Annotated in this window: 13 protein-coding genes; 9 read left to right on the top strand and 4 right to left on the bottom strand. The window is 59.4% G+C overall.

Going from position 1 to position 14,249, the window contains the following annotated elements:
- Window positions 1-4: 4 nt before the first annotated feature.
- The 6 genes from ercA (at window position 5) to GJU83_RS06525 (ending at window position 7,252) form a co-directional block, all read left to right on the top strand.
- Window positions 5-1,168 carry an alcohol dehydrogenase-like regulatory protein ErcA gene (gene ercA / locus GJU83_RS06550; RefSeq protein ID WP_069181954.1) on the top strand — a complete coding sequence of 388 codons (1,164 nt, stop codon included), beginning with the start codon at window positions 5-7 and terminating at the stop codon, window positions 1,166-1,168.
- A complete protein-coding gene (locus GJU83_RS06545) occupies window positions 1,152-2,918 on the top strand; it encodes a PAS domain-containing hybrid sensor histidine kinase/response regulator (RefSeq protein ID WP_069181953.1) in 1,767 nt (588 codons plus the stop codon). Before ercA ends, GJU83_RS06545 begins: the two co-directional genes overlap by 17 nt.
- Before the next feature lie 106 nt (window positions 2,919-3,024).
- On the top strand, window positions 3,025-4,815 hold the full coding sequence (locus GJU83_RS06540; RefSeq protein WP_153633944.1) for a CotH kinase family protein: 1,791 nt from the start codon (window positions 3,025-3,027) through the stop codon (window positions 4,813-4,815).
- Window positions 4,812-5,570 carry a polyphosphate polymerase domain-containing protein gene (locus GJU83_RS06535; RefSeq protein WP_069181951.1) on the top strand — a complete coding sequence of 253 codons (759 nt, stop codon included), beginning with the start codon at window positions 4,812-4,814 and terminating at the stop codon, window positions 5,568-5,570. The genes GJU83_RS06540 and GJU83_RS06535 overlap by 4 nt, the downstream gene beginning before the upstream one ends.
- A complete protein-coding gene (locus tag GJU83_RS06530) occupies window positions 5,554-6,138 on the top strand; it encodes a DUF4956 domain-containing protein (protein WP_069181950.1) in 585 nt (194 codons plus the stop codon). The genes GJU83_RS06535 and GJU83_RS06530 overlap by 17 nt, the downstream gene beginning before the upstream one ends.
- On the top strand, window positions 6,128-7,252 hold the full coding sequence (locus GJU83_RS06525) for an OprO/OprP family phosphate-selective porin (RefSeq protein WP_069181949.1): 1,125 nt from the start codon (window positions 6,128-6,130) through the stop codon (window positions 7,250-7,252). Before GJU83_RS06530 ends, GJU83_RS06525 begins: the two co-directional genes overlap by 11 nt.
- Here GJU83_RS06525 and GJU83_RS06520 read toward each other — a convergent pair.
- Genes GJU83_RS06520 through GJU83_RS06510 form a run of 3 tightly spaced genes read right to left on the bottom strand, consistent with a single transcriptional unit; the run spans window position 7,224 to window position 10,710 of the window.
- A complete protein-coding gene (locus GJU83_RS06520; RefSeq protein ID WP_069181948.1) occupies window positions 7,224-8,594 on the bottom strand; it encodes a sensor histidine kinase in 1,371 nt (456 codons plus the stop codon). The genes GJU83_RS06525 and GJU83_RS06520 overlap by 29 nt on opposite strands.
- Window positions 8,591-9,232, bottom strand: a complete 642-nt coding sequence (locus tag GJU83_RS06515; protein WP_069181947.1) for a LuxR C-terminal-related transcriptional regulator — start codon at window positions 9,230-9,232, stop codon at window positions 8,591-8,593. Before GJU83_RS06515 ends, GJU83_RS06520 begins: the two co-directional genes overlap by 4 nt.
- Window positions 9,232-10,710: a response regulator gene (locus GJU83_RS06510; protein ID WP_069181946.1), complete on the bottom strand. Its 1,479-nt coding sequence runs from the start codon at window positions 10,708-10,710 to the stop codon at window positions 9,232-9,234. The genes GJU83_RS06515 and GJU83_RS06510 overlap by 1 nt, the downstream gene beginning before the upstream one ends.
- A 192-nt stretch (window positions 10,711-10,902) precedes the next feature.
- On the opposite strand from GJU83_RS06510, the gene GJU83_RS06505 reads away from it, so the two are divergent.
- From GJU83_RS06505 to GJU83_RS06495, 3 genes are all read left to right on the top strand, one after another.
- Window positions 10,903-11,187, top strand: a complete 285-nt coding sequence (locus GJU83_RS06505) for a hypothetical protein (protein WP_069182785.1) — start codon at window positions 10,903-10,905, stop codon at window positions 11,185-11,187.
- A 64-nt stretch (window positions 11,188-11,251) separates the two neighbouring features.
- A complete protein-coding gene (locus GJU83_RS06500) occupies window positions 11,252-12,628 on the top strand; it encodes a class II fumarate hydratase (RefSeq protein WP_069181945.1) in 1,377 nt (458 codons plus the stop codon).
- 27 nt (window positions 12,629-12,655) lie between these two features.
- The gene (locus tag GJU83_RS06495) at window positions 12,656-13,138 is read left to right on the top strand and encodes a CDP-archaeol synthase (protein ID WP_069181944.1); all 483 of its coding nucleotides are present in this window, start codon (window positions 12,656-12,658) and stop codon (window positions 13,136-13,138) included.
- Here GJU83_RS06495 and GJU83_RS06490 read toward each other — a convergent pair.
- Window positions 13,135-14,109 carry a metallophosphoesterase gene (locus GJU83_RS06490; protein ID WP_069181943.1) on the bottom strand — a complete coding sequence of 325 codons (975 nt, stop codon included), beginning with the start codon at window positions 14,107-14,109 and terminating at the stop codon, window positions 13,135-13,137. The two genes, GJU83_RS06495 and GJU83_RS06490, sit on opposite strands and share 4 nt — an antisense overlap.
- Window positions 14,110-14,249 lie beyond the last annotated feature (140 nt).

The raw sequence follows: 14,249 nt of genomic DNA, 5'->3' as shown, positions 1-14,249 counted from the left end.
TCTGATGAGTCACGATATCTCTTCCTTGCGAAAGTTTGTGTCACCGGAAATTGTGTTCGGTGCCGGCTCCCGAAAGTCCGTGGCAAATTTCGCCAGTAATTTCGGTGCCAGACACGTATTCCTGGTGTCCGATCCTGGTGTGGCTGCCGCCGGGTGGGTTGACGAGATAGTGACTCTGCTGACGGATGCAAATATCCGCTCGACCGTTTACACCGGTGTTTCACCCAATCCCAAGGTGGAGGAGGTGATGACCGGGGCCGAACTCTACAGATCCAGTGAATGTGATGTCATTGTCGCCATCGGTGGCGGCAGCCCCATGGACTGCGCCAAGGGGATCGGTATCGTGGCCACCCATGGCCGCAGTATCCTGGAATTCGAGGGCGTCGACACCATAACCAATCCGTCGCCGCCGCTGATCCTGATTCCCACCACGGCGGGCACCTCGGCGGATGTGTCCCAGTTCGCGATCATTTCGGACCCCAACCGCCGGTTCAAATTCTCGATCATCAGCAAGGCCGTGGTGCCGGATGTTTCCCTGATCGACCCGGAAGTCACCGAGACCATGGATGCCTACCTCACCGCCTGCACCGGCGTTGATGCGCTGGTGCATGCCATTGAGGCCTATGTGTCCACAGGCAGTGGCCCGCTGACCGATACCCATGCTCTGGAGGCCATTCGCCTGATCAATCGGAATCTGGAACTGCTGGTGGAGAACACCGCAGATCCTTACCTCCGGGAACAGATCATGCTGGCTTCGATGCAGGCGGGGCTGGCGTTTTCCAATGCCATTCTAGGGGCGGTACACGCCATGTCCCACAGCCTGGGCGGGTTCCTGGATTTGCCCCATGGCCTGTGTAACGCGCTGCTCCTGGAGCACGTGGTGGCTTACAACTTCCAGTCTGCCGAGGACCGTTTCCGGCGGGTCGCAGAGGCTATGGATATTGATACCCGTGGTATGGCCAAACCGGAAATCAAGAAGCGACTAATGAACCGCATTGTGGAACTCAAACGTCGGGTTGGACTTGAAGCACGGCTGGCCCAGCTTGGTGTTTCGGTATCCGACATACCGCATTTGTCCGGATTTGCCCTGCAGGACCCCTGTATTCTCACCAACCCCCGTAAGTCATCGCTGCGGGATGTCCAGGTTGTCTATGAAGAAGCCCTCTGACATCAAGGACGGCGAAAACGACAGCGGCTACGGAATTGGCGATCTTCTGGGGCTGGGCAGCCAGTCTGTCCGTAAGAACTATTACCCCGCTCTGCAGGAACGCATTGACGAGCTGGAGCAGGAACGTAACCGCTACAAGTGGTTGTTCGAGAATGCCCTGCACGGAATCTTCCAGGCCAACCTGCGAGGCGGATTTCTGGCCTGTAATCCAGCCATGGCCAGAATCTGCGGTTATGACAGCCCCGAGGCGTTAACTGAGAAAGTCATCCGGCTTCGTGAACAGTTGTTCTGCAGTTCCAGTGAGTTCGATGCGATACGTCAGGAGCTCCTCGATGAGGGCAGCCTGAGTGCCCGGGAAACCCGCTTCCAGCGTGCTGATCGCACACCGGTCCACGTTGCGGTCACCCTGTTGAGGCGCCCGGATCTTGGTCCGGAAGTGGTGGAAGCTTTCGTCGCGGACATCACGGAGCGAGTGTTGGCCCGGCAGAAACTGGAGCAATTGAACGCCACCCTGGAGCGGCGCGTCGAAGAGCGGACTGAAGAGCTGCAGAATGCCAACGTGGGTCTTCGTTACCAGATTGAGGAGCGCGAGAAGGTTGAGCGCGAGCTCTTTGTTGCCATGGAGGCGGCAAAAGAGGCCAACCGCAGCAAGGACAAGTACCTTGCCGCGGCCAGCCATGACCTGCTCCAGCCCCTGAACGCCGCCCGGCTGATGATCTCCGCGCTGCAGGAGAGTGCGCTTCCGGACCAGGAAACCCGAATGGTTCACCAGGTGCATCGGGCTCTGGAGGGCGCGGAAGACCTGCTTGCAGACCTGCTCGATATTTCCAAGCTTGACCAACAGGCGATGAAGCCGGACCTGGTGTACACCGATGTCGCCGCCCTGGCCAGATCCCTCGGGGAGGAGTTCGAGGCTGTTGCCGCCAATTCCGGCCTCGGCTTCCGGGTGCGCACGATCCCTGCGACGGTACGAACGGATCAGCGCATGCTGACCCGTATCCTCCGTAACCTGCTCAGCAATGCCTTCCGCTACACCCGCAAGGGTGGGGTTGTCATGGCTTTGAGATCCCGGGGCGACCGTCTTCGGATTGAAGTTTGGGACACCGGTGTTGGAATCGAGGAAGACAAGCTTCGGGATATTTTCACCGAGTTTCACCAGCTGTTGCCACAGGGCACCGGCGGCCGTCAGGGTGTCGGTCTTGGTCTGGCCATCGTGGAACGGATGGTCCGAGTACTGGGGTACGATATCGATGTGGCCTCACGGCCCGGTCGTGGTTCCCGGTTCGTACTGACCCTGCCACTGGAACCCGCCCAGGCCAGCCCGGATCTGGCTCGCGCCGATTCGCTGATCAATTTCGCCGATGGATTTGACGGCGTGCCGGTGCTGGTCATCGATAACGAGCCGGCGGTGCTGGAAAGCATGCAGTTGCTGCTTGAGCGGTGGGGCTGTGAGGTACTGACGGCCGCCAGCAAGGCCGAAGCTTTAGAGACTCTCGAGCAAACCGAGCGGATTCCCGCGATCATTCTCGCGGATTACCACCTGAACAATGAGCGAACCGGCTACGATGCCGTGCACGGTGTTCGTCGCCTCCTTGGCAAGGATATTCCTGCCGCCATCATCACCGCAGATCGCAGCGACGACACCCGCAAGATACTGCGCGCCCAGTACCTGCCGATCCTGAACAAGCCGGTGAAGCCGAACCGGCTCAGGGCACTGATGACCAGCCTGCTGACGTCTGCCCCGGCCTGACAGCTCCTGTAAGACGTTCTTACATACAGCCCAAACCCCTTCGCGAAATACTCCCTCAACCGGTTTTCGACACCGGCAGGTTTCAGAACATCTGAGGGAGTAACAGATGAAAATAACAACGTTTGGCCGGAAAACCGGCTATGGACACGGGCTTTGGTCACTGGCGTTTGTCGGCATGGCGCTGCTGGCCGGCTGTGGTGGCGGAGGTGGAGACACCGAGGTTTCGAGCCCTTCCGATTTCGAACCACCTGCGGAGCCCGTGAATATCGGCGGCGATGCCGAACTTTACGATCCTGATCGGCTGATAAACGTGTCGGTCACCATGAGCCCTGCCGATTTCAGCCAACTGAAATCGGAAGCCCGCACCCTGGCCAGCACCGACCGGGAATGTGTCCCCGAGTTCGACTACACGGAATTTACCGCCAGTGTCACCATCGACGGTGACCGCATGGACCGGGTGATTGTGCGCAAGAAAGGCTACATGGGCTCCCTGAGTCCCAGCATTCCCTCTCTGAAGCTGGATTTTGACGATCTCTGGCCAGGTCGCACCTATCAGAACATGACCCGGATGACCCTGAACAATAACCGTCAGGACCCATCCAATGCCCGCCAGTGCCTGGCCTATGACCAGTTCCGCCAGGCCGGGATCGCCGCGCCGAAATGCAACTACGCCAGGGTGTCGGTGAATGGGCAGGATCTGGGTGTGTTTACCAATGTCGAACCCATCAAGAAGCCGTTTCTGGCTCGTGCATTCGGCGACGACGATGGCAACCAGTACGAGGCCCAGACGGCAGATTTCGGAACCTGGCTGAGCCGGCGTTTCGAGAAGAAAACCAACGAAAAAGAGAACGACCGTACTGACCTGCAGGCGGTTACCGATGCTCTGGCTTTGCCCGACGAGCAGATGGTGAATGTATTGCCGCAGCTGGTGGATGTGGATGAATTTATCCGGTTCTGGGCGGTGGAAACCCTGTTGGGCGCCTGGGATTCCGCCACGGGCAACGCCAACAACTTCCACATCTACCGGGACCCCGGAGACGGCCTGTTCCATTTTATTCCTTGGGGTGCCGATACGGCATTCCGTGGCGCGCACCCCCTCAAGCCCCTGACGGGGGTGCTCTATCGCAATTTCTCGCTGGCGGACCGGCTGTTCAATATCCCCGAGTACCGGGCGCGCTATGAGGCCGAGCTCCAAGACCTGCTGGCCACCCAGTGGGACGAAACCGCGTTATTGGCGGAAGTGGCGCGGATTCGCGAACTTACGGGAACCACCGCGGACGCGGCAGCCAGCCTGAAAACCTTCATCAGCGGCCGCGGTGAGGCCGGCGATGGCGACTACCGGCCAGCGCGCAGGGCCGTCATTGAACAGGCCATCGCCGAAGAAACGCCCACCGGGGAAGTCTACCGGCTTTCGGATACAAAGCCTGACTGCGGTGCCCCGGCGACAACCAGCCTGACCGGCAGCATCAAGTCCGAGGGCGGTGCCGACACGGGAGCCTTCCGCTTTACGCTGCCGGGTGGTCAGTCGGTGAATGCGAGCCTGACTTTTGCTGCCTTTGAGGTGGACAGCCTGGTGTACTCGGTCGATCGAGAGTCGAAGCCGGCCGTCATAAGCCTTCTGCTGATTGGCGCGGATGTTAACGACAATTTCACGCCCTATGTCCTGCAACTGTTTATCGAGGCATCCGATTACGTGCCCGGTACCCATCAGTTCCACGGCTTTGCCACCAACGCTCTGCTGTTCGAGGTGGACGAAAGCCAGCTTGGCGATGTGCGCACCCTGGCCCTGGGCGCAGAGGGCGCGATGACCATCACCCGCGCAGGCACCGGCGCCAGTGAGGGAGACGTGGAACTGACCCTGGATGCCACCCTGGAATACGATTCGGGCATCCAATGAACATGGCCGTCACCGGCCCGCGGGAAGGATTCCGCGGGCACAGCCTGGCTGATCAGATGCAGGCCCGTTTGATGAACCGGGTCGACACCAAGTTCCTGGTGCCGGCCCACCGGCTGGATGCTTGCCTGCGTGGATTGGAGCACCACTACTCCATGTTGGAGATCGACGGCAACCGGCGATTCACCTACGACACCCTGTATTTCGACACTCCCGGACGTCAGCTGTACCTCGATCACCATAACGGCAAACTGAACCGGTTCAAGCTCCGCGTCCGCCACTACCGCGAAACCGGGGACAGCTTCCTGGAGGTGAAGAAAAAGAGCAATCGGGAGAGAACCATCAAGAACCGTTTACCGCTCACCTCGCAAACCGTTGCGAGCGGAGAGGTGAACCACTTTCTGGAAGAGCAATTGGGCCTTCCGGTGGCAGGGATGCTGCCGGCTCTTTTTGTCAGCTATCGTCGGATGACCCTGATGAGCCCATTGGGGACTGAGCGCATCACCCTAGATACCGGACTGGCGTTTCATTCGGCCGACCGCCAGAGCGGTATTCGCTTGCCCGACGTTGCGGTTTTCGAGGTCAAGTATGATCGGAAAATCCCCTGCTCCCCCTTGCTTGACCGCCTTGGTCAGCTTGGCTGCCGACCCGTGCAGTTCAGCAAGTACTGCGTTGGCACCAGCCTGTTGTTCGGCCACGAATGCAAAACCAATCGCTTCAAACCGCTGTTGAGGAGACTCCATGGAATCGGCAGTTGATTTCCATTTTGTGATCCGGCTTTTGATCAATACGGCCTCGGTGTTCGTGCTGATCCGTTGCTACTACGCCTTTTCCCGCCATCGGGAGAACGCCGCCTCGTTCATTCTGTTCGGCGTCGGTGTTTTTCTGGTGACTGCCTTGTTGCATTCGGTCACCGTCACCATGGGTTTTGCCTTCGGACTCTTCGCTGTCTTCTCTATGCTTCGGTACCGAACCGAGGCGCTGGGCATCAAGGAAATGACCTATCTGTTTCTGGTGATTGCCATGGCCCTGCTGGCGGCGGTTGGCACGATGCACCACCTGGAGCTGGTGTGTCTCAATCTGCTGGTTATTGTGCTTGCATTGGTACTCGAAACCCGGGTGCTGCTGCCCAGGCATAGCGAGCGAGAGGTGGAGTACGAAAAGATCGAGAACGTCCATCGGGACCGTCGGGAACTGCTCATTGCCGACCTTCGTGATCGCACCGGTCTGGATGTGTTCCGGGTGGATGTGGTGTCGGTCAGTTACCTGCGGGACACCGCCCTGTTGAGAATGCACTTTCGACAGGAGCCCGATCATGTTCGCTGAGCTGAAATGGGCATTGCTGATTATCGGTCTGACCCTGGCGTTTAGCCTGCAGCCCCTGCTTGTTATGGCGTCACCGCTGGAAGCCGAACTGGGTGGTTATGTTGCCGCCGGTGTCGACCATTACGGTGCGTTTTATGACGAGGATGGCGAGCCCAGCACCACCCGGGGCGTACTGCGAAATGCGAAGCTTGAACTGGAACTGAGTTGGGGAAAGCGCTGGGAGGCAGAGCTGGACGGCAGCTACAAGATCGAAGGCGACAAGAAAGAGCTGGATCTTGGTGATGCCTACCTTGTTTACGATGGCCCGAGCCGGTTCGAAGCCCAGGTGGGGCGCTTCAAAGAACCTTTCGGCCTGGAGCGCCTCGCAAGCTACACCAACCTGAACACCAGCGAGCGTTCGCTGGTGAGTTCGGCGTTCGCACCTGGGCGATCCACCGGTATTATGGCGGGGCAGTATCGCAATCGAGGCACCTGGTCACTGGGTCTGTTTACCGATGAACCCGATGGCGGCTCCACTCACGCCGTAACCGCGAGACTGACCCGTGCCCCTGTTCGTTCAGAGACCCAGACCGTGCATCTTGGCACGGCGGTCTCCTACCGTGACCTCGGCGAAAGCCGTTTCCAGATCAAGGATGAGGGGGAGGTGTTCAGCGCCGATAATGTCATCCGCAGCCCGAGATTCGAAGCCCGTGATGCCTGGCTGGCGGGCCTTGAAGCCGCCTGGCTTTATAATCGCCTGACCCTCGTGGCGGAAGCCATGGCCCAGAACGTGCGGCGAACCGACGGGTCACGCTGGCAGTTCGCTGGCGCTTACCTTCAGGCCGGTGTGTTCCTGACTGACGATCAACGCTATTACAGCCGCGGAGAGTTTGACCGGATCGAGCCCCGGCATCGGGCGGGCGCCCTGGAACTGGTCGCCCGGCACAGTGCGGTAGACCTGCGAGACAGGAACCTGGGGGCCGAGGCGAGTGTAACGCTACTGGGTTTTGCCTGGTACCTGGGCGAGGTGTTCCAGCTGCGCCTCAACTACCTGATACCGGATATTAGCGGCAACACCTTGATGGCCGCGCCGGACGGAGACGCCGTTACCCTCCGCGTCGTGCTGCGGTTTTAGGTAGCGTGAGGGTTACCTCTGTCCATTGCCCGGGCTCGCTGGTAATCCACATGCTGCCCTTGTGATGTCGCATGATGGTCTGGCAGATGCTCAGGCCCAGCCCCAGGTTGTCCGGTGTATCGCTGGTGGAATAGAACGGATCAGCGAGGCGCTTGATATCCTCCGGCGCGATGCCCTGGCCATTGTCCCGGATCCAGATGCGATGCGCGGTGTCGGTGCTTTCGGCGGTTATCTCGATTTTGCCGTGCCCGTGGCTGTTGCTGACGGCTGAGGCACCGTTGAGCAGCAGGTTCACGAACACCTGGGTCAGCGCCGATGGATAGCAGGGAAGCAGGGTTCCGTCCGGAATGTTTATGTGAAGTTCCACGCCTCTCAGTTGATGCCGGCAAAACCCGGTTGCGGTGGCCACCAGTTTGCGCAGATCGGCTGTTTCCAGATTGTGTTCCGGCACGGGACGAGAAAATTCGATCAGGTCAGAGACAATATCGGCGATGCGTTTCTGGTGCGTGCTGGCGTCCGTCAGGGCACCTGCCACTTCGGAATCCCGGTTTACCGAACTTGCAAAATCCACCGCCTGGCTGGCGCAGTTCAGCGGGTTCATGATTTCGTGCAAAAGTCCTTTCGCCATATGGCTCAGAGCCTGTTGTTTCTGCTCCTGGGCCAGTCTCTCTTCCGTGATTTTCAGGGTCTCCAGGGTGCGGGACAGCTGGCGGTTCCGGTCGCGCAGCAGGAACTGGAGAGCCAGCAGATTGCGCAGAAACTGCGACAGGAACCACGCCGACAGGGGCGCGACGACAAGGCACATCAGAATCAGCCAGTTGGTCAGAATGCCGATCAGGGTTTCGGCCACCTCGTGGCTGTCTACCGCCAAAAACGTGCAAAGTACCAGCAGGGATAGGTTAATCAGGATAATCAGGCTGGTGTGCAGCAGAGACAGGGTAATGATGCCCACGGAGCTGATAAAAAAGAACAGTCCCACGATGGGAGCGAGAGTCGCACCTGTTGTGATGTACCCCAGGTAACTGAACACGGCCATGTTGAAAAATACCAGGTAGACGATCATCGGCGCGGACCGGCGTAGGCGCGTGAACCGGTGAGCGGCAATCAGGCCGGTCAGGATCGCTGTGTAGATCAGGTAGGTGCCGAAAATATCCGGTGCGTCCGGGTTCAGCGCCAGCCCGCCCAGGAACAGCAGGGTGCCGATGAAGGCAATGACCAGGTAAACGTCAGCGAACAGCGGCAGCACCCGGTAGCGATACTGGGTGTGGTAGAAGCGCTCGAAGCGCCGCTGGCGCCAGGCGGGCAGTTGGCGGATCTGATCGATGCCGGAAAGCAGTTTCACTCGGCGGCTCCGTGTTGGTGTCGTTGCATGAACAGTATCAGCTCGGGCAGGCGTTCGAAGCCGAGCTTCACGAATATCCGATCCTTGTAGGAGTGCACTGTTTTGCAGGACACGCCAAGCCGACCGGCAATGTCCCGTACCGGAAGCCGGCTGGCCATTAGCTGTGCCACTTCCCGTTCCCGTCCGGACAGGGCCTGGTATGCGAGCATGGCCGCCGGTTCGGGCTGCTGCCTCCAATTGCCGATATAAACCTGCCCGTTTCGAATGTAGAACAGGGTCTTGATCAACTCCTGAATTGGCTGGTCCTTGGACACTACGGCCTTGATGCCCGCTTCCAGGTAGATCGCCATTCGCCCGTTGCTGACCGGTGTGTCCGAAATCAACAATACCGAGAGAGAAGGGTTCATCGTCAGTGCATGCTCGGCGATAGTCAGCCCGTCGTTGTCCTGAAGGTTTTCTTCAATCAACAGTACCGTCGGCCTGGCCGCCTGCAGGTGATTGAGGGTTGCAACGCCGGTCTCGGATTCGCCGACCAGTTCGACCTCGCTGTCCAGCAGGATCTGGAACAGCAGGCTGTCACGGAGCAGGCGTTGCCCGATGGTGACGTACAGCCTGAGTCTGCGCTGGCCCGCCACCATCAGTCGGCCCTGGCCGGCAGTCGCAGGCTGACCCAGAGACTCTGGTCGCCCCCGTCGGTATCGATGTCGCCTGCCAGCAGCCGGCTACTTACGAACAGCATCAGCAGGGCGGTTTGCTGTTCCAATAATGGGCGTGAAAGCCGGGTAATGGGCGCCAGCAGGTGGCTGTACATATGAAACGCATTTGGGTTGGTTACAGTTAGGTGGTCCCCGGCCTGAGTGATCTCCAAAGCAGTGGCCTTCAGGCCCGACGCATTCAGAAGCGTTGCCAGTGAATGGCAGAGCATCATAAGTGGTGTTTGTGTTTCGCTCGCGGCGGCGGGGTTGTCCAATGCGTCGGTCAGGGCCCTTGCAAAGGCTCGTCTGGTCAGGGGGTTGGGTGGTGCGTCTGGTTCCAGGTTGTCCAACTGCCGGCCCACCAACCCGACAAAGTCTCTCATCAGATCATGCTCCAGGGCGGTTTCCCGGCTCGCCCGCAGGTGAGGCGGCTGGGCCGGAAGCGTGCGGATGCTTGTCAGGGCGTCCAGAAAATCGGCGGTTGTCGGTTCGCCGGTAACACTGTCCACTCTGTCAGACAGGTGTTCGAGCAGCCGGGCATGTCGTTGTTGGCGCAGTTCCGCAAACTGTTGCTCGGCCATTGAGCGGGAGCTGTCCCGTGTTGCAACCAGGGCACGATGATGGGCCAGTGCCTTGCGGAAAAGGTTCAACAGTTCATCGGCGCGCCAGGGTTTTCTCTGGTACCTGAAAATCCGGCCTTCGTTCACCGCATCCATCGCCACATCCACTTCGCCCCAGGCCGACGTGAGAATACGGACAATGGTCGGATGCGACTGTCGGAGTTCGTCCAGCAGTTCTTTGCCGTGCATCCCGGGCATTCTCTGGTCGGTCATCACCACGGCAACACTGCCGTCACCCCGGAGGGTAAGAAGGGCTTCTTCGGCACTGATGGCGCTCAGCACCCGGAACTCGGTCTGCATGTGCGCCAGCTGCCTCGACAGGTAACGGGTGGCAGTCGGTTCGTCATCGACAATCAGAATCGCCGGGCTAGGGCCCTCCGGGGCCTCTCCGGTATCCGGAGCGAATGATTGCGCTTCCCGGGTTAGGGCGGCGGCCAACACGTGAGACCGGATGACATCCAGATCGACTGGTTGTTCGAAACAGCGATCGATCAACTGATCATCAAGCAGCGTCACCAGGAGGTTCAGGGCAATGGCATCCCCGATCAGTATCTTCAGGATCGAGGGGTAGCGGTCACGGACCTCTGATAGCAGCGACGATTCGAGGTGACCATCAGGCTGGTCAGGCATCAGTACGATGGCGGCCGGTAGTGTGGAAGCGGAGGCGAGGTGATCGAGGGCAGTCTGATCAGAGGCGAATGCCTGAATCGCGAAATCGTCGCCAAACAGGGTTTCGAAATGCTGCCGTTCCTGGTCATCGTCATATCGGAGAAGGATCTCCGCCACTGCGCTGGTAGCCATTGTTGTGCGGGGGCCTGCTGATGGGTTTTGGAAGAGACTAGCAACGGCAGAGAATTAGTGGTGTAGGAAATTCCTACAAATGGGGCCTGTCCAATGTTGGAAGCGTTGTTCTGTGACGGCCTTGGCACTATGGCCTGTTTCAAAGTCAGGAGCGACTACACTTATCACAGGTTTATCGAAAGGGAGATAACCATGACAGTTCCGGAAAATGGTCTGACGAACCACGAAGTGACAGTCTGTCTGGCTGGCGGTGCCGTTCTGGGGCCGTTCAATGCCACCTGGAGCAAGGATTCCGGGGGCGATGTGCGTGAACTGGTCCGCGAATACGACGCCTTCCTGCAGGGTGAAAAGCAGCACCGCTACAAGTTCCATCTGCATGATACCTACACAAACACGGTTCATACCCTGATCCTGAATTTTGAACAGGTTACGGGCATCTGCGACCATGTTCGGCTCAGGTCCCAGGGCGGCGGTTGAGCCAGGGCCGGCCCTGGAGCGTACACGCACAAAGCCACGAGCAAATGGACGGACAGGAGGGAATATGAGCGAATTCAGAACGGAAACGGACAGCCTCGGAGACGTCCAGGTACCTGCAGATGCGCTCTGGGGCGCGCAAACCCAGCGTGCCGTGGAGAATTTCCCGGTCAGTGGTCAGCCAATGCCCCAGGCGTTCATTGCCGCTGTTGCGCAGATCAAGCGGGCAGCCGCAGAAGCCAACACCAGCCTGGGTCTGCTCGATAACGATCTCAGGGATGCCATTGCCCAGGCCTGTGAGGATATTGTGAAAGGCGAGTACGCCGATCAGTTTCCCGTGGACCGCTACCAGACCGGCTCCGGCACCAGCACCAACATGAATGTGAATGAGGTGATCGCCAGCATTGCCCGCAATGCAGGTTTCGAGGTGCACCCGAACGATCATGTGAACATGAGCCAGAGCTCGAACGATGTGATTCCGACGGCCATCCACGTGAGTGCAGTGATTGCGGCCAAGGAGAAGCTGCTGCCGGCGCTGTCGCATCTGTGCGGTGTGATCTACGAACAGGAGGCGGCATTCTCCAGCCAGGTGAAGACTGGTCGAACCCACCTGATGGATGCCATGCCGGTGACGCTGGGCCAGGAGCTGAAGACCTGGCGCGAACAGCTTCTGGCCGTTGAAAAGCGGGTAGAGGCCGCCGCTGATGAACTGTTGGCGGTACCCCAGGGCGGTACGGCAGTGGGTACCGGAATCAATGCGCTGCCGGAATTTTCCGGTCAGTTCGTCAAGTTCCTGCGGGCCAATACCGGTTATCCGTTTACGTCGCTCGATCACAAGTTTATCGGCCAGAGCGCGGTGGACGCCCCGGTGGCGCTGTCGGCGCAGCTGCGCGGTGCAGCCATTGTGCTCACCAAGATCGCCAATGATCTGCGCTGGATGAACAGTGGTCCGATTCACGGTCTGGCTGAAATCAGTCTTCCGGCATTGCAGCCGGGGAGCAGCATCATGCCCGGCAAGGTCAATCCGGTGATCCCGGAATCCGTTGCCATGGTGGGCGCCCAGGTGATGGGGCTGGATAGCGCTGTGGCCATCGCCGGCCAGTCCGGTAATTTCCAGCTCAACGTGATGCTGCCCCTGGTGGGTGGGAACCTGCTGGATATGACCGATTTGCTCTCCAACGCGGCCATCATGCTGGCAGACAAAGCGATCAGGGACTTTACGGTCAATGCCGACAACCTCAATGCAGGGGTGGGCAAGAACCCGGTGCTGGTAACCGCGCTGAACCCGGAAATCGGTTACAGCCTGGCGGCAGACATCGCCAAAGAGGCCTACAAGACGGGGCGTCCGGTCATTGATGTGGCGGAGGAGCGCAGCGGCCTCAGCCGGGAACGGCTTGAGGAGTTGATGGACCCGCTCAAGCTGACCCGGGGCGGGATTGCCTGATCGGCCGTTTCAGAGAGGCGCAAACGCTTGCTGATCGTTCTGGAGCTGTTTTTGATGCTGGTGCTGGCCAACGGTACACCGGTGGTCGCTGCCGGATTGTTGAAAAACTGCTGGTCAGCGCCGGTTGATGGCGGAAGACTCTGGTCCGATGGCCGGCCTGTCTTCGGTGAAAGCAAAACCTGGCGGGGAGTGGTTTCCGGCGCACTCGCCTGTGCGGTGTTTGCGCTGTTTACCGGTCTGGGGTTCCTTTTCGGGCTTCTGTTCGGCCTGCTCGGGCTGGCCGGAGATATGCTGAGCAGTTTTATCAAGCGCCGGCGGGGGCTGGCCTCCAGTGCCCGGGCCATCGGTCTGGATCAGATTCCTGAAGCACTCCTGCCCATGTTGCTGGCCATGGCCTGGCTGCCAGTGAGTTTCTGGGTGGTGTTGATTGTGGTGGTGCTTTTTACCCTGTCCAACATTTTCGGTTCACCGCTGCTGTACCGCCTCGGGATCCGTCGGCAGCCTCATTAATCCGGCCCACGGGTCAGAGTGTGAAGGGTGACTTCCGGTGGGCAGTTGAGCCGAACATTGACAACAGACGTGCCCGAACCGGGTGAGGTATAGCCCTGCATACCGTTCATTCGCCAGTAGCCTCGTCCGAGTGTTCGCGGGCAGTCAGAATCCAGGGTCACCGGTATGCCACCGGGCAGGCAGATCTGCCCGCCGTGGGTGTGACCACAAAGAAAGACGTCATAGCCCGCGTGGGCGGCCTCGCGCCAGATCTCCGGCGTGTGGCTGAGTAGAATGCTGGTGCCCCCTGCCGGGATCTTGTCACCGGCCTGGTGCAGGTTGTGGACTTTGAAGAAGTGGGCATCGTCGACGCCCGCCAGGTACAGGGTCTGGCCGTCGCGCTCAATGGGTGCCATTTCGTTCATTAACAGCTGGTAGCCCATGTCTTCCAGCGCCGGTACCATGCGAACGCTGTCGTGGTTACCCAGCACGGCGTAGGGTTTCCCCTTTATTCCATCCCGCAACCTTGCCATGCCGTCCAGGGCCCCCTCGATCGGGCCCCAGGTCAGTTTCCGGTAATCGCCGGTCAACACGCACAGGTCATAGTCCAGTGGTTCGATCTGGCGCAGCACTGCCTGCAGGTTGGCTTCGTCCATGTCCACGTGAAGATCGGTCAGGTGCAGAATGCGAAAGCCTTCAAAGGCCTCTGGCAGGCCGGGGAGGTGGAAGCGGTTATGCACGGTGTTCAGACGTCGGCTATTGCTCTGGCCGCGGCCCCAGAGACCAACCATGCGCAGACAGGTGCGTATAAACCCGGGCGCCGTGGCCCAGTTTTCCAGATGGAAGGAGCTGTGATCCTGCCCGAATACCTTCGCTTCAGCCTCCCGTTCAATGCCAAGCCTCTGGCGGGCGTGAACAGGGCCGAGCCGCAGGCTCAGGCGGTACTCCAGGAGTTCATCCTGGTTTTCCGGTGTGCGAGCCCTTGCCGTCATTTTTCTTCCTTTGTATGCCGAGCGGAGCATGGCCGATATGCAATGTGGCAAACCCTGACTCTCATTATGGATGGCCCTCGAAGGTATGCAACCAAAACGACATAATGTTCATGTTTGATGACATATTGGCAGGCCGAACC

It is taken from the genome of Marinobacter salsuginis (genome assembly GCF_009617755.1).
Classification (GTDB): Bacteria; Pseudomonadota; Gammaproteobacteria; order Pseudomonadales; family Oleiphilaceae; genus Marinobacter; species Marinobacter salsuginis.
The sequence above is the reverse complement of the archived record's forward strand: the minus strand, read 5'-3'. Positions and strand labels throughout refer to the sequence as shown.